The 19,934-nt window shown below is 38.2% G+C and carries 20 protein-coding genes; 5 read left to right on the top strand and 15 right to left on the bottom strand.

Annotated features, from left to right (window positions below; all coding sequences use genetic code 11):
* The first annotated feature begins 221 nt into the window (after window positions 1-221).
* Complete coding sequence (locus tag MKY80_RS13820) at window positions 222-362, top strand: hypothetical protein (RefSeq protein WP_171365090.1); 141 nt, start codon at window positions 222-224, stop codon at window positions 360-362.
* A gap of 135 nt (window positions 363-497) precedes the next feature.
* Entirely contained in the window at window positions 498-755 is a 258-nt protein-coding gene (locus MKY80_RS13825) for a GlsB/YeaQ/YmgE family stress response membrane protein (RefSeq protein ID WP_004231402.1), read from the top strand.
* 35 nt (window positions 756-790) lie between these two features.
* On the opposite strand, the gene MKY80_RS13830 is transcribed toward MKY80_RS13825, so the two are convergent.
* Window positions 791-1,489 (bottom strand): lytic transglycosylase domain-containing protein, encoded by a 699-nt coding sequence (locus MKY80_RS13830; protein ID WP_008180475.1) that lies wholly within the window; start codon window positions 1,487-1,489, stop codon window positions 791-793.
* A 193-nt stretch (window positions 1,490-1,682) separates the two neighbouring features.
* On the opposite strand from MKY80_RS13830, the gene mscL reads away from it, so the two are divergent.
* From mscL to MKY80_RS13845, 3 genes are all read left to right on the top strand, one after another.
* Complete coding sequence (gene mscL, locus MKY80_RS13835) at window positions 1,683-2,072, top strand: large conductance mechanosensitive channel protein MscL (protein ID WP_008180473.1); 390 nt, start codon at window positions 1,683-1,685, stop codon at window positions 2,070-2,072.
* A gap of 344 nt (window positions 2,073-2,416) precedes the next feature.
* Entirely contained in the window at window positions 2,417-3,532 is a 1,116-nt protein-coding gene (locus MKY80_RS13840; protein ID WP_008180469.1) for a methionine biosynthesis PLP-dependent protein, read from the top strand.
* Window positions 3,533-3,534: 2 nt separating this feature from the next.
* Window positions 3,535-4,695 carry an aminotransferase class I/II-fold pyridoxal phosphate-dependent enzyme gene (locus MKY80_RS13845; protein ID WP_342533063.1) on the top strand — a complete coding sequence of 387 codons (1,161 nt, stop codon included), beginning with the start codon at window positions 3,535-3,537 and terminating at the stop codon, window positions 4,693-4,695.
* A gap of 50 nt (window positions 4,696-4,745) precedes the next feature.
* On the opposite strand, the gene MKY80_RS13850 is transcribed toward MKY80_RS13845, so the two are convergent.
* From MKY80_RS13850 to MKY80_RS13915, 14 genes are all read right to left on the bottom strand, one after another.
* Window positions 4,746-5,177, bottom strand: coding sequence for an NUDIX domain-containing protein (locus tag MKY80_RS13850; protein ID WP_342529804.1), 432 nt, complete (start codon window positions 5,175-5,177; stop codon window positions 4,746-4,748).
* 258 nt (window positions 5,178-5,435) lie between these two features.
* Window positions 5,436-5,774, bottom strand: coding sequence for a cupin domain-containing protein (locus tag MKY80_RS13855; protein ID WP_342529806.1), 339 nt, complete (start codon window positions 5,772-5,774; stop codon window positions 5,436-5,438).
* A gap of 20 nt (window positions 5,775-5,794) precedes the next feature.
* Window positions 5,795-6,331 (bottom strand): hypothetical protein, encoded by a 537-nt coding sequence (locus MKY80_RS13860; RefSeq protein ID WP_342529810.1) that lies wholly within the window; start codon window positions 6,329-6,331, stop codon window positions 5,795-5,797.
* Between the two features lie 120 nt (window positions 6,332-6,451).
* A complete protein-coding gene (locus MKY80_RS13865) occupies window positions 6,452-6,604 on the bottom strand; it encodes a YpzG family protein (protein WP_004231380.1) in 153 nt (50 codons plus the stop codon).
* A gap of 106 nt (window positions 6,605-6,710) precedes the next feature.
* Window positions 6,711-7,889 (bottom strand): amidohydrolase, encoded by a 1,179-nt coding sequence (locus MKY80_RS13870; RefSeq protein WP_342533064.1) that lies wholly within the window; start codon window positions 7,887-7,889, stop codon window positions 6,711-6,713.
* Between the two features lie 14 nt (window positions 7,890-7,903).
* Window positions 7,904-9,091 (bottom strand): hypothetical protein, encoded by a 1,188-nt coding sequence (locus MKY80_RS13875; protein WP_089986320.1) that lies wholly within the window; start codon window positions 9,089-9,091, stop codon window positions 7,904-7,906.
* A gap of 354 nt (window positions 9,092-9,445) precedes the next feature.
* Window positions 9,446-11,350, bottom strand: a complete 1,905-nt coding sequence (locus MKY80_RS13880; RefSeq protein ID WP_342529812.1) for an AraC family transcriptional regulator — start codon at window positions 11,348-11,350, stop codon at window positions 9,446-9,448.
* A gap of 198 nt (window positions 11,351-11,548) precedes the next feature.
* Window positions 11,549-11,863 carry a DUF3784 domain-containing protein gene (locus MKY80_RS13885; RefSeq protein ID WP_008178323.1) on the bottom strand — a complete coding sequence of 105 codons (315 nt, stop codon included), beginning with the start codon at window positions 11,861-11,863 and terminating at the stop codon, window positions 11,549-11,551.
* An 11-nt stretch (window positions 11,864-11,874) separates the two neighbouring features.
* Complete coding sequence (locus MKY80_RS13890) at window positions 11,875-13,158, bottom strand: alpha/beta fold hydrolase (RefSeq protein ID WP_170110036.1); 1,284 nt, start codon at window positions 13,156-13,158, stop codon at window positions 11,875-11,877.
* Between the two features lie 1,195 nt (window positions 13,159-14,353).
* Complete coding sequence (argH, locus tag MKY80_RS13895; RefSeq protein WP_239355177.1) at window positions 14,354-15,736, bottom strand: argininosuccinate lyase; 1,383 nt, start codon at window positions 15,734-15,736, stop codon at window positions 14,354-14,356.
* Between the two features lie 80 nt (window positions 15,737-15,816).
* Complete coding sequence (locus tag MKY80_RS13900; RefSeq protein WP_008178318.1) at window positions 15,817-17,010, bottom strand: argininosuccinate synthase; 1,194 nt, start codon at window positions 17,008-17,010, stop codon at window positions 15,817-15,819.
* A gap of 412 nt (window positions 17,011-17,422) precedes the next feature.
* Complete coding sequence (locus MKY80_RS13905) at window positions 17,423-18,226, bottom strand: CPBP family intramembrane glutamic endopeptidase (protein WP_090002600.1); 804 nt, start codon at window positions 18,224-18,226, stop codon at window positions 17,423-17,425.
* Window positions 18,227-18,312: 86 nt separating this feature from the next.
* Window positions 18,313-19,107 (bottom strand): MerR family transcriptional regulator, encoded by a 795-nt coding sequence (locus tag MKY80_RS13910; RefSeq protein ID WP_107922515.1) that lies wholly within the window; start codon window positions 19,105-19,107, stop codon window positions 18,313-18,315.
* A gap of 73 nt (window positions 19,108-19,180) precedes the next feature.
* Complete coding sequence (locus MKY80_RS13915; RefSeq protein ID WP_107922516.1) at window positions 19,181-19,930, bottom strand: SDR family NAD(P)-dependent oxidoreductase; 750 nt, start codon at window positions 19,928-19,930, stop codon at window positions 19,181-19,183.
* Between the last annotated feature and the right edge of the window lie 4 nt (window positions 19,931-19,934).

The raw sequence follows: 19,934 nt of genomic DNA on the forward strand, positions 1-19,934 counted from the left end.
ATTCTTTTTTAGTTCATTTTTCAAACTATTCAAATAATGGAAAATTACCCATTTAAAAAGACTACCTATTAGCAATGTGCTAAATAAATTTATGCATGGGCGATTGAGGTGATGAATCAAAAAAATTTTTACGAATGAATAGGCTGTTTTTGCAAATAATTTTAGAAAAGGCTCATTCATTTCTTTCGAAAGTAGATGAATGTATTTTAGGTACGATTTGAATGCGCAAACATACTATAGAAGTAAGCGATAATCGGTGTATGTATCATATAAAAGCTGTTATATGTAATGTAGGCATTTTCACAACAATTTATGCAGATGATTTGGCTGTCACTCCAGCTAACGATCAATTGACATGGTGAAAGAGCTGCAAGGTTAAAGACAGCCGGATAAAATCATGTAATTATTACAAAAAAAGATGGCAACGTTTAATCTGCTTCATTCAGGGTATAACTAAGTAATCGCCATTATATCTTAACTTTAAGGAGATGAGAAATATGATTAGTTTCATTTGGTATTTAATCATCGGAGGGATTCTTGGATGGTTAGCAGGCGTAATTTTAGGTAAGGATGTACCTGGTGGTATCATTGGAAATATTATTGCGGGGATTGTCGGTTCTTGGATCGGTAGTATGGTTTTAGGGAACTGGGGCTGGAGAGTTAGTGATTTCTACGTATTCCCTGCGTTAATCGGTGCTATCGTGCTGATATTTATCGTAAGCCTTATTCTCAAAGGTATGCGTAAAGCAACTTAAATATGCGATGAAGAGCCATCCAATGTGATGGCTCTTTATTTTTCTTGATGTAAAAGAACTGCTGCTTTTAACTCATCGTGATAAGCGTTGTACAATTGATAGTAAGACAACACATCTTCCACATATTCCTCACTGTGATTATATTGAAAAACTGCCTTTTTAATTTCACCTTGTGCAGCACCATATTTCGACAAGTAATTAGCTGCACTAAAAACTGCATCCTCTATGTCATATGGATCAGCAACCCCATCGCCATTTGCATCAACTCCATATCCCCCGTATTTCGCAATGGTCTGCGGGCTCATTAGTTCAGTCTTGGATATATCGCCCTTCCCTAAACCTGAGCAAGTGGGATGCTTCCAGCCAACAAATGTGCAAGGCATAAATTGCATATGCCCCTCTGCACCTGCTGACGATACCATCGTTTTCACTGTCGAAAAACGAGTCTCAATGCGATGATGTGCAGCAAGTAAGGTCCAAGGTACGCCATACTTCTCCTCCGCCGCTATGTATACAGGAATAAATTTTTCAGGAATGCTTATATCAAAATGCTCCTGAATTTCTTCTATCGCCTTTTCCTGAGCAAGCTTTTCAAAAATCGGTAAGGTTTGAAGCTCCTTCCAAGCAAAAAAAGTAAGGACGTATACAGTTATTGCAATTGGAATCAATAATGCTATCATACCCAATTTTGTCGCGGGTGATAACATCGGTTTGTTATTCTTTTTTTTAGCCATAAGTCACACCTAATCTAGTAGTCTACTTCCATATTACCAAATTTTCCGAAATAAGTTGCGAAATTTTTTAAGTCATACAACCTAGCAGCATAGGACATCATTTCCACTACGAAAGCAGTTGAAAGACTTGGGAAAAATATAGTAAAATACAAATTGATTAATTTTATGGATCATAATAGGGAGGAATTTTATTTTGTGGAAAGACTTTAAAGAATTTGCGATGAAAGGCAATATTATCGATTTAGCAGTAGCAGTTGTCATTGGTGGTGCTTTCGGTAAAATTGTAACCTCCTTAGTTGAAAATATCATTATGCCATTAGTTGGTGTGTTAACAGGTGGTATTGATTTAACAGCAAGCTTTGTCTACGGCTCAGGTGACGCCCAAATCAAATTAGGCGTATTTTTACAATCAATTATTGATTTTTTAATTATTGCGTTTGCAATTTTTATGGCTTTACGAATTATGACGAAGCTTACCAATAAAAAGGAAGAAGCAGTCGTGGAAGAACCCACTCCTGAGCTGGATGCCAAGGAAGAGCTTCTAAAAGAAATCCGCGATTTATTAAAAAAGGAACAAGCCTAATATCTATCGCTACTTCGAATCTGTCTCATTTCAATGAGGCAGATTTTTTTTCATTAGCAGAAAAATACTTCCAATGGCTTTTCTTCAAATCCACACTGCTCCCTCAACGATTAATGAACTTACTTCCCAGGGAAGCCGCATTGTCAGACATAGAAATGATCCATCCCCCTTTATAACCTACTATTCCTACGTGATTAACATAAAATAATCTAGCTAATTTTCTGAAATCACCCTTGTTCTTCTTGAATATCCATGTTAAATTGGTAACAATTATTGAGATTACTACTATTAAATGAAAAGCGAATAGTCCCGCTTTACATAATATTGGAGAAAAGAGTGACGTCATGACATTAAACAGAAGCATTGAAACAAAACTTGTACAACTAGGTAATTTAAGTGACCCAACAACGGGAGCGGTTAGTCCACCTATTCATTTATCAACGGCTTATAAACATGCTGGGATCGGGGAATCTACAGGCTTTGACTACACACGTACAAAAAATCCAACCCGTGCTCTTTTAGAAGCAGGCTTTGCTGATTTAGAGGGTGGCGATATGGGCTTTGCCTGTAGCTCTGGGATGGCTGCCATCCAATTAGTATTATCTATATTTAAACCAGGCGATGAATTAGTGGTGCCAGATGATTTATACGGCGGTACATATAGACTATTTAACTTCTTCCAAGAGACATATAATATTAAGCCTGTTTATTCAAAATTCGAATCAGTGGAGCAGGTAGAAGCATTAATAAATGAAAATACACGTGCATTATTCATCGAAACACCAACGAATCCGCTTATGCAGGAATTTGATTTACAAGTGTATGCTGAGCTTGCACATAAACACGGTGCTTTGTTAATTGTAGATAATACATTCTATACACCATACTTCCAACGTCCTATTGATTTGGGAGCAGACATTGTGCTTCACTCCGCAACAAAATATATTGGCGGACATAATGATGTCTTAGCTGGGATCGTAGTAGCTAAAGGCACAGAATTAGCTGAACGCATTGGCTTTATTCATAATGGTAGTGGCATGGTGCTTGGTGCTATGGATTCTTGGTTACTTATTCGTGGCTTAAAAACAATGCACCTTCGCTTAAAGCAACATGATGCCAATGCCAAAGCTATTGCTGCTTACTTAGAGGAAGAGGCACTAGTTACAGATGTCCTTTATACAGGAAAAGGTGGTATGCTGTCATTTCGTTTACAAAAACCAGAATGGATTGACCCATTCCTTCGTAACTTAAAGTTAATCACTTTTGCTGAAAGTCTTGGGGGTGTGGAAAGCTTTATTACATATCCAGCTACTCAAACACATGCAGATATGCCTTATGAAGAACGAGTTGAACGTGGCGTTTGTGATCGTTTACTACGCTTCTCAGTTGGTATTGAGGAAGCAGAAGATTTAATTGCAGACTTACAACAAGTATTTGATATCCTAAGAAAAGAGGCATAATGATGAAGCAACATATAGAAACTAGCCTCATTCATGCGGGTGTTCGTGATGGCTACTCAAATAAAAAAGGGGCAGTTAATGTTCCTATGTACCTTTCCTCTACTTTCCACCAAGAGAGTATAGATGAGTTTGGCGAATATGATTATGCGCGTTCCGGTAACCCTACGCGTGATGCTCTAGAAAAAGCGATAGCAGAGCTTGAAGGTGGAGTTCGTGCCCATGCCTTTTCTTCAGGGATTGCTGCGGTTTCAGCCGCTTTAATGCTGTTATCACAGGGCGACCATATCGTCATGACTGAAGATGTTTATGGTGGAACATATCGTTTTGTGACAAAGGTATTACCACGCTTTGGGATTTCCCACACTTTTGTAGATTTCACGGATTTAGCAGCCGTGGAAGCTGCAATAACGCCGGCTACAAAACTGCTTTATATGGAAACACCATCTAATCCAACGTTAGGCATTACCGATATTCGTGGTGTGGTAGAGCTGGCGAAACAACACCGATGTCTCACATTTTTGGATAATACATTTATGACGCCATTACATCAACGTCCGTTAGAACTAGGTGTTGATGTCGTTATTCATAGTGCGACGAAGTTTTTATCGGGGCATTCTGATATTATTGCAGGATTAACAGTCACAGCTGATGAAAAGCTAGGACAGGACTTATACTTTATCCAAAATTCATTTGGCAATATTTTGGGTGTACAGGATTCATTTACACTCTTGCAAAACATTAAAACGACAGATGTCCGTTTTAGCCGTTCTACACAATCTGCTCAAAAAATTGCTGAGTTTTTAGCAACTCATACACTGGTAGAACAAGTCTATTACCCTGGACTATCCTCACATCCAGGTCATGACATCCATCAGCGTCAAAGTACAAGTTCTGGAGCAGTTTTATCTTTCCGCTTACCAAGCTATACCTCCGCAAAAGCATTAGTCGAGGCAATGAAAATCCCAGTTTTCGCTGTCTCACTTGGTGGTGTAGAATCCATTCTTTCCTATCCGGCAAAGATGAGCCATGCCGCTATGGAGCCTGAGGAACGTGCCAAACGTGGGATCACAGACGGACTTTTACGTTTTTCTGTAGGACTCGAGCATGTAGATGATTTAATAGACGATTTCGCACAGGCTTTAGAGGTCGCTGCAAAGGCTTAATCGAATAAACATTAAAACCGCGCCATTAATGACGCGGTTTTTCTGTACGCTCAATTTTTCACCTTAGCCAATAGGCGATATAAATAATCGCCATGCCCCTTTGCTAACAAAGTATCCTGCTCAGCTGATATCCAGTAAAAAGAAAAAAGTAAATCTGCTTCATTCAACCCAGTAGGATAATGTTGCCAGGTTTCCATTGTTTCATCGGAGGTAGTTAAATGATAAAAATAACGTTTCTGTAAAACACCTGATGGATGGTTAAAGTAATCCTGTGCAATGAGCCCTTGAACAACAAGTGTTGTTAGGCCTGTCTCCTCCAGCATCTCCCGCTTTACGGCCTCTAACGGTGTTTCCCCTTGTTCAATCGTACCTTTAGGAACTTGAATACCTGCCCCTACTGTATTTTGTTCAAATACGAGAACTTGAATTTGCTCCCCATGCTCTCTTGTAATATAGCCAAATGCTTTTTCAACTACTTGCATGAAGTCTTCCCCCTATCTAATTGTGCTTTACAATAAAGATAAAAATTGGAATTGCAGGTGAAAAGTGTTGACATCTATTATACGTCAGATGCAAGAAAATGACATTACTTTCGTACAAGAAATTACTATTCAAAGCCGGCTTCTCGTCACCTATTTTTGAGGGTCTTATTGGACTATTCTCATCAGAGCAGGAATTGGCATACATTTTTCAGTCTTATGCATTCCGCTATTTGCCCAGTACGCTACCACATGTTTTCTTTATGTAAGATTAATTTGTTCGGCCTGAATAACAAGCGCTGTTAATCCTGTTGTACTGCCAGATTCATGTGCTTGTCCTTGTTGCCAAAGAACGCCATCTCCTGTTGCAATATCGACTCTTTTTCCATCCTCACCACAAACCCAGCCTTCACCCTGAATAACAATCAATAATTGTGGTACAGGTGCTTCATGCATGCCTACCACACCATTTGGCTCAATATAGATAAAGCCTATATTCGTGGGAACTGCCGTTTTCATGATTTTTTGATAATACGCATTTATGGACTCATAAGAGTGAATTTGATTCGCTAAATCTTGAGAAAAAACAAATAGTTGCATTGAATTTAATTCCTTTCACGCTAAGCTAATTCTTCCTGGGCAAATGCTAATAATGTTCCATCCTCTTTTTTGTAATAAAAAGCAAATGCATCATAGCCATTTCTTTTTACCGTCTCCCAATCTGTTGTTTCACCATTCATTAACTGTACATTTCCTTGTTCATCGACCTCATAGTCATCCACTTCTTCATCATAATCAATGTTATAAAAAAATGATAAGATAACCTCAGTGGCGGGCATATTATATAGCTGCAGAGGACGGTTGCCGCGTTGTTCTTCTGTATAGTCATCACAAAACAACGCATTATAACCGTGTAGAGTCGCATCAAAAAGCAAAATTTCCTCTGCTGTTAAAGGGTCCTTGGCAACTATATTAGCAGTCGAACCTGAAATGAATGGTAAAACCTCCCCTTCTAAGGCTAATAAATCACCATAATACCAAATTTCAAATTGCGTATTATTTGAAGTAGAGCAAAGCTGTAATTGTGATTCGACCCCTTCTGGCTGTTGAATCCTTGTTGTGACATGCTGTAAATAAGTAGGAATAAGATTGTTCATAGTTGGCTTCACTCCCCTTTTTATTCAATTCCTTTTCAGTATTATCATACATTAAATTTTACACAAAAAGAAAAGCCCAGAAAATTTCTGGGCTTGATGACACTTACTTTTCTAGCATGATTAAAACTGACGGGCCTTTGCTTCGCTTCGCAAGAGACGGTTATGAAGAGTGATCTCCGTTTCCCCGTTTACTTGCGATTTTGATCGCTTAATCCTTGACCAGTTGCGGTGGATTTTTTGAGATTTGGGGTCTAATTGTTCGAACCTACTCATTTTTCATCCTCCTCATCATTATAGATTTCATAAGTGAAATCTTTTTTATTATGACCAGCTAGGATGGAATTATACAACGACGAAAATAACCGCTTACGTTTTCATATTATTTATTTTCTTGTAGCCAAGTTAACGCATATTGCACATATAATTCTGTTCCAATGCGCAAACCATCTTCGTCAATATCGAAATGGCCATTATGATGTGCCCAGCGTGTATCTTTTTCTGTATTTCCAGAACCTACTAATGCAAAACAGCCTGGCACTTCATCTAAATAAAAGCTGAAATCCTCGCCACCCATCGTTGGGTCGTCTAAATGATAAGCTTCAGTACCAAAATGCTCAATTGCTAAACGTTCAACTAAGTCGGCACTAGCTGTATCGTTGTTGACGGCTTGAGTACCGTATTCATAAATAACCTCAGCTGTTCCACCATAGAGTGTTGCAACTTGATCAGCATAATGGCGAATTTGTGCTTCCATATGCGTACGAACGTCTTGATCGAAGCAACGCACAGTTCCTTCCAAAATAGCGTCTTCGGCAATTACATTGAAACGGGTACCGACATCCATTTTACCAATGGTTAAGACAGCTGGGCGAAGTGGATTCACCGTACGCGATACAACCGTTTGAACATTCAACGCAAAGGTCGAAGCAATCATCACTGCATCGATAGCATCATGTGGAGCTGCAGCATGACCACCCTGACCTTTGAAAGTTACTTTAAAAATATCGGCAGAGGCAAACGCAGGTCCTTTATTGCACTGGATTTTTCCTGTGTCTATTTGTGACCAAATATGAATACCGAATGCATTATCTACATCTTCCATAGCGCCCTGCTCAACCATTGCTTTTGCCCCTGTAGCAACTTCTTCAGCAGGCTGGAAAATAAATCGAACTGTCCCTTCTATTTCGTCACGGACTGCATGTAAAGTTTTAGCGGCAATTAATAGCATGGCTGTATGGGCATCATGACCACATGCATGCATCTTTCCATTTGTTTTAGATCGATATGGAATATCCTCTCGAATTTCATAAACGGATAAGGCATCCATATCCGCTCGTAGGGCAACTGTTTTTCCTTCCTTGTTCCCTTTTAATTCAGCAATAATACCTGTGGGTTCTGTTCGTCTATAAGGAATACCTAGCTTATCTAAATAAGCTGCTACATAATTCGTTGTTTCATATTCCTCCCACGAAAGCTCAGGCTCACTATGTAATTTTTGACGAATTGCCACAAGCTCGCTGTTAAGATCAGCAATGATAGGTTTAATAGTAGTCATGATTACTCTCTCCTTTTTTATAACCAATTGACGAAAATACCCGCTAAAATAACCGATGTTATGGTTACACTAATGAAGCCTCCAACAAGCATAGGTGGCAGCATACGACTGAGCAGCATTTCACGCTCTTTTTCATCCGTCGTCGATGATTTCACCACTTCATTCGTTAAAATATAATCTGCGGGGAAACCATATAGCGCTGTTAAGGAAACTGCAAACGCTAAGTTCGGGCTAACTTTTAATATTTTCCCTGCGATGAACGAGAAAATATACATGCCGACTACAGCTAGGACAATCGAAACAACTAACGGCACAATAATGCGCATTAGCATTTCAGGGGTTGCCTGTTTTAAGCCGTCGAATATAAAGAGCATTAAGCCCATAATGGCAAAGCCAAAGCCATTTGCTTTTTGTAACGGTTGTTTTTCTAAAAAACCAATTGTTGAAGCGAGTACACCAAATACTAAGCACAGTACTAGTGCATTAACTGTCACAATTGGAGCTAATACGGTCGATGTACCGTAGGCCAATAAACCAACAAGCGCTAAACGGAAAAATTTAAAATATTCTGTATTATAATTTGCAGGTATCTTCCTCAATAATTTAGGCTGTTCAGTAGCAGCGTTTTCTTCTTCCTGCACTTGTGAAATCGTATGTAGCTTACCTTGTTGGTGTTCTTTTAATAAACGTTTTGCTTCACGTTTTAATACAATTGAAGTAATCGGATAGCCTGCAAATCCTTGAATGACATAAATAACAATTGCAAAAACTGCTAAATCCTCTAAGCCAGCTGCCGAGGCACCTTCTGACATGACTAATGCAGCCACAACTCCTCCAACTAATGGTGGAACTGCCACAATCATTGTTTTCAAATCAAAAATCATGGCGCCAATAGTAAATAAAATAGCAATAATTCCTACAATACCGGCCAATGAAATGACAATTGCCTTCCACTGGTTTTTCAATTCCTTGAGTGACAGAAGTGTCCCCATATTGGTAATTAATAAATACATTAACATCGTGGCAACTACTGGACCGATCCCGGCAATACTAACAATATCTTTCGGGAAAAACGTCCAATAGCCAATTAAAAATAATACCGCACAGACGAACACAGATGGAATCCAAGCCTTTGTTCTTGTTGCGACAATATCTCCGATGTAAAGAATAGCAAGTACTATCGTCAGTGCTAACATTTGAGACATATTAAATAATTCTCCTTACCTATTAATTTTTTAATGTCCTCTATAATAATACTTATTATTCTAAAAATTCTATTTTTACAGAAAAGAAGAAAATTAGCCCTTTTTCGAGCATATTCGCGACATTAAATTTTTAATTTCCTAAATATTCAGTTTTTTAAATATTGATAAAAAGTAGAACCATGCTTAATAGGCTCTACTTCATTTCATAAATTCTATGCTATTAATATATATAAAATAGTCATACAACATGCATAAATTATTGTCATTAGGACCAATCGCAGCATAGACCCTCCTCTAAAACAAGCCACCGAGGAGGGTTTATGTTTATGCTAAAACAAGTTCAGGTTATGTTGGTCACTGTTTCTTCTCTAATAAAACGTTGACAACTTTCTCTAGCTGAAGATCTAAAGAATATGGATCCTCCATGACGAATTCATCATCGAATTCACCATACATATAGACATTGCCATTTTTCACAGCAGGGGCTCCTTGCCAAATAGGGCTATTCAATATCTCCTCCGCATCTTCTTGCGAATTCACATAGACAAATACATGATCACCTAAATACTCGGGCAGCACCTCTAACGAAATATTTTCAAAGCCTTCTTTCATATTTAATGCTTGTTCTGTAGGAGGTAATTTCAACATCTGATAAATGGTATTACTACCATAATTCCCACCCTCAGCAGCTAACACAAACAAACCTGTAGGGCTTAATTGCACAATTGACACCGTTTCGCCTTCCTTAATGATACCTTCTATTTGTTCTCGAGCATCTTCTACCTTGCGTTCATATCCTTTTATCCATTCCTCCGCTTCTTGCTCTTTACCAAATACTTCAGCAATTCTTCTGAATTTTTCCAAAGGCCCTGCCGTTGAAAGTTCTTCCCAATACGGGATAAAAACTGTCGTTCCTATTTTTTCGTATTGTTCAATATTTTTTTCAATTGATCCAATAATTAAATCTGGCTCTAACATAATGAGTTTTTCCGGGTTCATTGGAAAATTACCTAAATTCTCAATTTTATCGAGTGTTTCTTGCGGAATACCAGATTTTTCTATCCACCCTTCCGTTAACATTCCTTCACGAACCCCGATTGGAATAATGCCTAGCTTTAATAGTTGTCCCATATATTGATCAGCCGCTACACGCTGTGGCTGTGCTGGAATTTCAACATCACCTCTTGGCGTAGAAACAATTCTTGTTTTCCCTTCCTGCATCACTTCTTGTCCACTATTCGCCTTTGTTTCTTGATTGGCAGCTGGTGTGGCTCCATTTGTAGTTGTTGCATTTGAGCATGCAGCTAATAATAATGATAGACACATAAACAACGTCATGGCCGTTACCTTCATGTTTTTAAACTTCGACATTTCGCTTGCTCCCTTTCGTTGATAATGATTTTCAATTTCATCATCAATATACCATTCGATATGATTGGGGAGAATAGCATATCTTCTTCTCCAAAGTGGCAATTCTTCATCTTGGCTTTTTTGTTTCCACGCTCTTTTAAATTGAGCTGGAGAAATGCCCTTATGTCGTTTAAAGCTTCGACTTAATGAATAGCCATCTGGATAACCAACATGATCCGCAATGTCCTGCAATGTCGCATCTGTTTGTACTAGCAATTTTGCTGCTTTATTTATACGTATTACACCCAAATAATGAATCGGGCTAGTATGCATTTTTTCTTTAAATAACTTAGATAAATAACCTACACTACAAGATAATTCCTGAGCCAGCTTTTCAAGTGTCAATGGCCTCTGATAATGTTCCTCTATATAACGAACTGCTTCTGTAACTATATCTGGCTTTATAGGGTGAATTCCCTGGGCATGCATTTGTCGTAGTAATTCATAAATATATTGATAAAACAATGCTTTTATATGTAAACGTTTCAGCTCTTTTTCATTGGGTTGTAGCCAAACCGTATTCATTTGCTCCACTTTATCAAGCAGAGTAAGTGGATTAGCTGGTGCGAAAGCATACTGGTATTGAAACGGATTGTCGTTTTCCAACAAAGCTACAATTTCTTGTCGATTTGGTAACGGTAGAGTGGTTTTATAGAAAATCAGAAAATACTCAAATTCCTTCTCTGCTACAATCTGTATACAGACCCCTTTGCCTGCATGAAAAGCATGAAAGGATTGTACCAAATGCCTATTTTTATCGACCCATATTTGAGCATCGCCTCTTTTTGTATACAGAAAGGCATTCGTAGGCAATGGATAAGGGCCGAATGCTTCTCCTTGTTCCATCATTGTAAAACGTATATCCATGATTTTAATGTACGCGTGATTCCACAAAAGTATATGGTCGCTTAATTTCATTTAGCTCAAGCACTCCTTCTAGTTTAACCATTGACATGGCTCTAGTTTAACAGAATTCTTGATAAATGATAATGATTCTCACAAAAAAAGGACTTGTCATTGTTGCGATCAAGTCCTTCTTTGTATTGTTTATTTTTTGAATCGATTGCCTGTGTTCATATAGATCATTAAAAAAATCGTAAGCACTACAAAAAGAACAAGACCGACAATAAATAACCACTGTGTGTGAAATAGTTCATTTAGCACCCATAAAAGTACACAAAAACAGTAGCCATACATCATCTTCCCCATAAATTTTGCAAGTGCTATTTCGTCATACGTATCTTTTTCGTCTTGTGACATTGTGTTAAAGCCAGCAATTAAAAAAGTTCCTTTCCCCTGTGATAATACAAGGGCAAAGATGAGAAATGGAAGCATGATGATTAAATATACAAAAACACCCACAGTGACTCAGCCTACTTTCCATAAATAAATTGTTGAATCGCTGGTAGTAAATCCTCATGTAGTGGAAGTGTTGGGTCTGCATACGTTGCTAAATTTGCGGCATAGTCTTCTGGTGCCTTTTTCAACACATGGTTCATCCCTTCCATATAAAGTAGCGTTGCATCAGGGTTACCTTTCTTCAATGCCTCTGCATCGACTTCCTTCACTTGTAAATCAGTCGTTCCTTGCACAAGTAGTACAGGACTCTTTACTTTTCCAAGCTCTGTGGCTGGATTATACTTTAACACGGAAATAAGGAAGGGCTGTACAGAAGGACGGAAGACTGCTTGTAATTCGGGCGAAATATTTTCCACTTGCTTTCCTTGCTTTAGAGCTGTCAAAATGTCCTTTGATTCTTTGAATAAATTTGGCGCTAGCTGACTTTTTAATTGCTCCACTAATACTTCATCCATTGGACGTCCAGCACCTGCAATCGAAACAAAGGATGCTACTCCTGTTTTTTGAGCCGCTAATAAACCAATTAATGAGCCTTCACTATGTCCAATGACATGAACACTTGTATAGGCTTTATTAGCCTGCAATGATTGGATGATTTGCACTGCATCTTCAACAAATTGGTCAAACGTCACATCTTCTTCTTTCGTCAAGAGTGCTTGATTATCCCCAATACCCCGTTTATCATAGCGTACAGTTGTGATTCCCTCCTGAGCCAAGCCTTCAGCCATCATTTTTAAACTATTATTTTTACCAGCTAAAACTGAATTACCATCCTTATCTGTCGGTCCAGAGCCAGCGATAATAACTGCGACGGGTGATGGAGATGTCGCATTGGCTTTTTGAAGAGCCACTATGAGGTCACCTTGCTGAACGGGAATCTTTACTGTTTCATAAGTTACTGGTTCCTCTTTATATGCTTGTAAGATAAGTGGGAAGGTCCCACCATTTTGTTGAAATGTAGCTTCTATTTGTTCATTTTTGAAAGTACCATTAATAGCAATTACTGAGCCGTTTAAATGAATGGAAACGCTTACCTGATCACCTGTATAGTTCACACTCTTCAACGGGAAATTAGATATGCCCTGTGCTGGCACGGATAGAGTACCACTATTTTTCTGTAAATCAACAATGATGGGTAGCTGTCCATTCGGTGTTTCAATATTGCCTTCCCATTTTCCAATAAACTGTTCGCTCATGGCACTTTCCCCTTTGGTCTCTTTATTTTCTACAATCTCTTCCTTTTGCCCACAGCCAGCTAAAAGTAAAAGCGTACAGCATAACACAAACAATTTTTTCAATTTAATCTCCCTCTCTATGTGAAACTTACTAATAAAATTGGCCATACTGCCCTACTGATTGTCATGTAACACCATTTTGCAAAATTGACTATCCCACCAATGCCTTATTGTTCTTAACTTACAAGGATGGATCGTATGTATTGGAATAAAAAATGCCCTTTTCCAAAGGTGAAATGGTGGTGCCAAAAATGCCTACTATTTATTAGCATAATACCCCTACTTCCATTGTTTTAAAATTCACTGGAATAATTTCGCTCTTTAGAGCAATCGCACAGCTATTCCATTAATTGATAGGCTAATGGACATCAAATAGAATCTGTTCTATATAGAGTAGTACAGATTGTTTTCATTGTCAAATGTAGGTATTATTGTAGTTTCTCCACCTCCCCCATTAAAAAGCAGCATAAAAAAGGATCCAGAAAAATTCTGGATCCATGGACACTTATTGCTTCTATTTGATTTTTTACTGGAATGGTTTACGCTTCACCTTAATCTACAGTGAAACAGAACTCTGCTTCACCTTTAGGCTTAAGCTTTAAGAAGCTTCAACCATCCACAGCTGTGGCGGACTTTCCTGAGATTCTTGGTCTTTGGGTGTTTGACTATTACTCATTCTGCATCCTCCCCATCAGGTTAGATTAATAAGTGTTTCCGCTCTTATTATGAACCATTGCCCATTTGTTTATGCATGATGATAATCTTTTCTTTGGCGTACAATCATTTCTTATAAAAATCCCTCTACCATTTTTGTTCATCCAGTATGCAAGCCACGTTGAATATCTATGTTGGTCTTGTGGTGTTACACCATGTACAATTGCTGAGAAGCGACAATTATTAAGTCCTGATCGTGCATAGACACCACCATTCGAAAATTCAATAATCATTTTACGTAAACGATTCTATATCTACTAAAGCTTTGGATACGACCATCCTTGTAGCATCTTCTGCTGTAATCTATTGCTTAATTGTATCAAGTCTTTTAAAAAACGCTCAAGCATTTTGTCCTCTTACCACGTTTTCATACAAAAACCCCAATTCCGCGTCTCCAGAATTGGGGATTGTCCTTCACGTATGTAAGGTACTCTTTTTCACGTCACCCTCTGGCTTTGTTGAAAAAGGATAAGGTTTTCATAGCGCCTCACAGGACAGCTTTAATGAATATCTATGCAAAAGTCACGAGGACATGCACGCAAAATTAATGTTGGACAACTAGACAAGCTTGGGCTTTTTCAATTTGAATTTTGACTTGGTCAAAGCCAGTTCCCCCAAGGGAGTGACGGCGTCGGACAGCTGCTTCTGGCGCTAATACATCATAAATATCCGAATCAATTAGCTCGCTTTCACGCTTCATCTCATCCAATGGTAAATCTAATAAGTAAATGCCTTTTTGAATACATGTGAACACAAGTTTACCTGTCACCTCATGTGCCTCACGGAAAGGCATACCTTTTGTAGCAAGGTAATCAGCTAGCTCTGTTGCGTTCGAGAAGTCAGCATGAACAGCTTGCTGTAAACGTTCCTTATTGACAGTCATCGTACGAACCATACCTTCAAAGATTTTCAGAGAACCAAGAATCGTATGCACTGTATCAAACATGCCTTCTTTATCTTCTTGCATATCTTTGTTGTACGTTAATGGTGTTCCCTTTAAAACCGTTAACAAGCCCATTAGATTTCCATAAACACGCCCTGTTTTGCCTCGAATGAGCTCAGCCATATCAGGATTTTTCTTTTGTGGCATAATGGAAGAACCTGTTGAAAAGGCATCATCCAATTCGATAAATTTAAATTCATCTGTAGACCATAAAATAATTTCCTCAGCAAAGCGCGATAAATGAGCCATTAACAAGGATGCATTGCTTAAAAATTCTACAATAAAGTCACGGTCACTTACAGCATCCATCGAGTTGGCATAAACATCATTAAATCCTAGTAATTCTGCTGATTTTAAACGGTCTATTGGGAATGTTGTCCCTGCCATCGCTCCTGCCCCTAATGGCAAAATATCAATGCGTTTCATGGATTCTGTGAAGCGTTGCTTATCACGCTCTAGCATCCAAAAATAGGCCATTAAATGATGGGCAAAAGAAATTGGCTGAGCTCGTTGTAAATGTGTATAGCCCGGTGCAATCTTTTCAATATGCTCCTCGGCTTGGACTAATAAAGTTTGTTGGAATATAGCAATTAAATCAATCGTTTCCTGGACACGCTTTTTCAAAAAGAGATGCATATCCGTCGCAACTTGGTCATTACGGCTACGTCCTGTATGTAGTTTGCCACCAACAGGACCAATTAAATCAATGAGCATCTTTTCTAAATTTAAGTGTATATCTTCATTAGCAATGCTAAATTCAAGCTCACCTGCTATTGCCTTTTCTTTCAGTTGGGCAAGACCACTAAGTATGGCCTCTACATCAGCTGTTGGTAAAATCCCTGTTGCGCCAAGCATTGTGACATGTGCAACACTACCTTCAAGATCCTCTAGCACAAGTTGTTGATCAAAGCCAATGGATGCACCGAATTCATCTACCCATGCTTCTGCTGATTTTTGGAAACGTCCACCCCAAAGTTTTGTCATGTCAGCTCACCTTTTCCTTTATTACTTTTCAAAAGGTGTAGGTCAAGCACAAATGCCTCACCCCACCCTGCTTATTACGATTACTTTTTATTAACAGCTGAGTTCACTACAGTCGGTAGACCCCATAGTTCGATAAAGCCAACAGCGGAAGCGTGGTTGAATTGATCTTCCTTCGAATATGTGGCTAATTTTTCATTGTATAGTGAATTTGGTGATTTACGTCCTTCTACAATGGCATGCCCTTTGAATAATTTCACACGCACTGTACCATTCACATATTGCTGTGATTGGGCAAGGAATGCCTCAAGTGCATCACGTAATGGAGAGAACCATAGACCATCATAAATTAATTCAGATAGTTTTTTCTCAATAACTGGCTTGAAGTGGGCTAATTCTTTGACAAGTGTTAAATCTTCAAGCTCCTTATGAGCCGTTAACAACACCTTAGCACCAGGAATTTCATAAACCTCACGAGATTTAATACCTACTAAACGATTTTCAACGTGATCGATACGTCCAATGCCATGTGCACCTGCAACTGCGTTTAATTCCTGAATTAAATCAGCAAGCTTCATTTCTTTTCCGTTTAAAGCAATTGGTTTACCAGCCACGAATTCGATTTCCACATACTCTGCTTCATTTGGTGCGTTTTCTACTGAAACCGTTAAGCCATAAGCTTCTTCTGGTGGAGATACCCATGGATCTTCCATAATGCCCGCTTCATTTGCACGACCCCATAAGTTTTGGTCAATTGAAAATGGAGAATCTAATGTTGCAGGAATAGGTACATTATGTTTCATCGCATATTCAATTTCCTCATCACGGCTCCAGCCCCACTCACGCACTGGTGCTAATACCTCTAGATCAGGATTTAATGCTTTAATAGAAACTTCAAAACGAACTTGGTCATTTCCTTTACCTGTGCAACCATGAGCTACAGCATCCGCACCTACTTGGTTCGCAATCTCAACCAATTTTTTCGAGATTAATGGACGAGAAAGAGCTGACACTAATGGATACTTTTGTTCATACCATGTGTGTGCTTGTAATGAAATTAATGCATAGTTTTCAGCAAATTCATCCTTTGCATCCACCATATAAGATTCAATCGCTCCTACTTGTAGAGCTTTGTTTTTTACAAACTCCAGATCTTTCCCTTCACCAACGTCAAGACATACTGCGATAACGTCCCAACCTTGTTCTTTTAACCATGGAATTGCTACCGAAGTATCAAGTCCACCTGAATATGCTAGTACAACCTTTTTATTTGCCATAAAAAATGCGCCTCCATTGCTCTACAGATATGTATGTTTATACATTCAATTAAAAGTTTATACACGAATAGTATCATGTTATAAAAATAAAAACAAGTGTATTTTTATAAATTAATAGTCTTTTATTTTTCTTATAAAAATTCCGTTTACCCACACATTACTCTCAAGGAAATCAATGATAGATACTCGAAAAAACGCTTTTTCACTATAGACATAAATGTATACTGTATAAATTACAACAAAAAAGAATCCAATGTATAAACTGGATTCTTGTGACACTACTAATGGATAAATAAACGAACTATCCATTTTCATCTTAATCGGTCTTTGGGAGCCAATTGATTCATTGTTTACAAGCGAGAAGCGCTCACCCCCGCGGTAGTGTGGAAATCACCACATTGACTTTATGATGTCATTGGCTAGGTTTATTAGACCAAACCTTCTTTGGATTCATCAGTATAAGTAGAAAGGCTACTATTGAATACAGGATAGCGTTATACATCATTAAAATAATTAAATTCTCGTTTATAATGCCTATAAAAAAATTGAAGAATTGATGGATCATTATAGGAATGATTAAATTTTGATTAATTGTATAGAAGGCTGTCATAATAATGGTCGTAGAAATGATGGAAAGCATAAAGAATATGATGTATTTTAGTAGCTCCAGCCCTGTAAAACCTGTTGTGAACCAAATAGGTAAATGCCAAATTCCCCACCAAAATCCTATGATGATTGCAGATTGTAATGACCCATATTTCTTTTGGAGCTCAAGCAACGCAAAGCCTCTCCACCCTAATTCTTCTCCTATAGGTCCTGATAATAGATTTTTAAAGAAATAATAACTAAGCATTCCCCAGGAGGAAATAGTCAAAATAGCATCAGCTTTAGTATTCTTCATAACAACAAGTAAGATGATCATAAAGATGGTGGCTTGAATAAGCAGAACAGAAAGAATGACAGAAAATCGAAGTTGATTTTTAAATTTTTGTTTCACGAAATGTAAAAAATGCTGCCCTGGATAAATTTTTGAAAATAGTATGGCAAAGGCAAAAGTCGATGACCATGCAGATAGACAGCGTACTATATCGAATACCCATGTTGGAAAGCCTAACATTTTAACGGCTCCTACAAGGCAAAAAAGTGGCAAAAAGATGATATTAGTCAGGATAATGAAACTCGCTACTGGTCTTTTTAGCTTCTTTTTTTTGTTCATATAATAAATCCCCCGTTTCGTTCTGAATACTTTCAGCTTAAACCTGGGGGTTGCTCACAGGTCAATACATATTTCCATCTATCACTCTATTTTATGGGAACATATATTTCTAAAAATATTCGTTCTAGTCCTCCCTCGAAAGTAGCTAGTAATAAGTTAATATAAACGAGACCTAAAAGTTCATAGCCATTTTCTTTGGCTACTCTTCGAATTGTTGCTTCCACTTGGTCGTCTGTATTTTTGCCACCCGTCGACCATCTTCCATCTTCAATGACAGTATATAAACAGGTAGGATGATATAAAACTTGCTCTTGTAACGCTTTCTCGTTTTCTTCTAGCTTTCGCACAATCATAAATTTATCTTCCTGCATGCCTTGTTCATTAAACTGTATTACTCTTCTTAACGATGTCAGGATAACCGCTTTTTTTAAACTGTCTGTATTTTCTTTAAGTGCGTCATATTCTTCATAAGCTGTATAATGGTCTATTACGCCTAACATGGCTAGTGGTTTCATTTCTTTTATCGTAAAGGTACCTAAGTATTGTTGAATTTTTTGGCAATCCTCTTGTGCATTTTGGAGTTTTTTTAACAGTAGGTTTTTATAGGCTATCTCCTCTAACACCTGTTGTTCTTTCTCCTCTAATAGGAGTTGGATTCCCTCAATACTCATGCCTTTTCTTACTTCTTGTATTCGTTTAATTTCAAAATCCAATTCTCGATAAAAATTGACGGTTGTTAAATTATATATATCCAATTGATTGTATGTTCTATAGCCATTCTCACTATTTTGTTGAGGCTTAACCAATTCCTTTTCCTCATAATATTTGATCGTATCTCTAGAAATGCCTAAAAATTTTGCCACTTGTCCAATTGTATACATAATACCCCCCTTTTCTTAGCCAGTATGAAAAAACTGTAGACATGAAAAGTACATGCTTACAGTTAGATGTTCATTATTTTTTATGGAAAAATGATTTCCCTAACAACTCAATGGTTGCAGGTGCCAGTGCATACAGTTTACTTGATAGCCCCATGATTTTGGGGAGGTTGACCTCTCGAACTGGGCGCTCAATTGTTTTAATTGTCGCCTGTGCCACTTCATCAGCTGATAATAAAAATCTACCTAAAGATTCGCGATAGCCACTTTGATCATTGGCCTTGTCTAAAAATGGTGTATCAACCGGACCCGGGTGAATAGCCGTTACTTTTACATGATATGGCGCAAGCTCCATCCGTAGTCCATTTGTAAATCCTACAATCGCATGTTTGGTTGCTGCATAAACACTTGCTTTCGGAGTGGCGACCTTGCCAGCCTGAGACCCAATAAAAATCAAATGCCCTTGATTTTGCTCCATCATCTTGGAAGCTAACCGTTTCGCAAGGTAAATAGGTACACTAATATTCACTTCAATCATTTGTGCAATATCCTCATCCATTAACTTTGGAGCCTCAGCAAATTTTCCAACACCAGCTGATAGGATGGCGACATCAATGGGTGGAAGCTGGGCACAAACAGCGTCGAGTGTATGTAAATGGGTTAAATCAGCTTGAATGACTTTGGCTCCCAAACGTTCTAAAACTTTTAAAGCTACAGCATTGCGGCCTGTGGCATAAACGGTATGACCTTGCGCTACTAGTAACTCCGTTATTTTTAAGCCTACACCACTTGTTGCCCCTGTCACAAAGATCGTCTTACTATTCATATAT

Source organism: Lysinibacillus sp. FSL R5-0849, assembly GCF_038595075.1.
Taxonomy (GTDB): Bacteria; Bacillota; Bacilli; order Bacillales_A; family Planococcaceae; genus Lysinibacillus; species Lysinibacillus fusiformis.

Coding starts and splice junctions, on each gene's coding strand:
- argH (WP_239355177.1), bottom strand. CDS start 15,736: ATGACAAAACTTTGGGGTGGACGTTTCCAAAAATCAGCAGAAGCATGG.
- MKY80_RS13860 (WP_342529810.1), bottom strand. CDS start 6,331: ATGAACAATCTTATTCCTACTTATTTACAGCATGTCACAACAAGGATT.
- MKY80_RS13910 (WP_107922515.1), bottom strand. CDS start 19,107: ATGTATACAATTGGACAAGTGGCAAAATTTTTAGGCATTTCTAGAGAT.
- MKY80_RS13900 (WP_008178318.1), bottom strand. CDS start 17,010: ATGGCAAATAAAAAGGTTGTACTAGCATATTCAGGTGGACTTGATACT.
- MKY80_RS13845 (WP_342533063.1), top strand. CDS start 3,535: ATGAAGCAACATATAGAAACTAGCCTCATTCATGCGGGTGTTCGTGAT.
- MKY80_RS13865 (WP_004231380.1), bottom strand. CDS start 6,604: ATGAGTAGGTTCGAACAATTAGACCCCAAATCTCAAAAAATCCACCGC.
- MKY80_RS13850 (WP_342529804.1), bottom strand. CDS start 5,177: ATGCAAGTAGTTGAAAAAGCATTTGGCTATATTACAAGAGAGCATGGG.
- MKY80_RS13875 (WP_089986320.1), bottom strand. CDS start 9,091: ATGTCTCAAATGTTAGCACTGACGATAGTACTTGCTATTCTTTACATC.
- MKY80_RS13840 (WP_008180469.1), top strand. CDS start 2,417: ATGACATTAAACAGAAGCATTGAAACAAAACTTGTACAACTAGGTAAT.
- MKY80_RS13820 (WP_171365090.1), top strand. CDS start 222: ATGCGCAAACATACTATAGAAGTAAGCGATAATCGGTGTATGTATCAT.
- MKY80_RS13830 (WP_008180475.1), bottom strand. CDS start 1,489: ATGGCTAAAAAAAAGAATAACAAACCGATGTTATCACCCGCGACAAAA.
- MKY80_RS13905 (WP_090002600.1), bottom strand. CDS start 18,226: ATGAACAAAAAAAAGAAGCTAAAAAGACCAGTAGCGAGTTTCATTATC.
- MKY80_RS13915 (WP_107922516.1), bottom strand. CDS start 19,930: ATGAATAGTAAGACGATCTTTGTGACAGGGGCAACAAGTGGTGTAGGC.
- MKY80_RS13825 (WP_004231402.1), top strand. CDS start 498: ATGATTAGTTTCATTTGGTATTTAATCATCGGAGGGATTCTTGGATGG.
- MKY80_RS13880 (WP_342529812.1), bottom strand. CDS start 11,350: ATGATGGAACAAGGAGAAGCATTCGGCCCTTATCCATTGCCTACGAAT.
- MKY80_RS13855 (WP_342529806.1), bottom strand. CDS start 5,774: ATGCAACTATTTGTTTTTTCTCAAGATTTAGCGAATCAAATTCACTCT.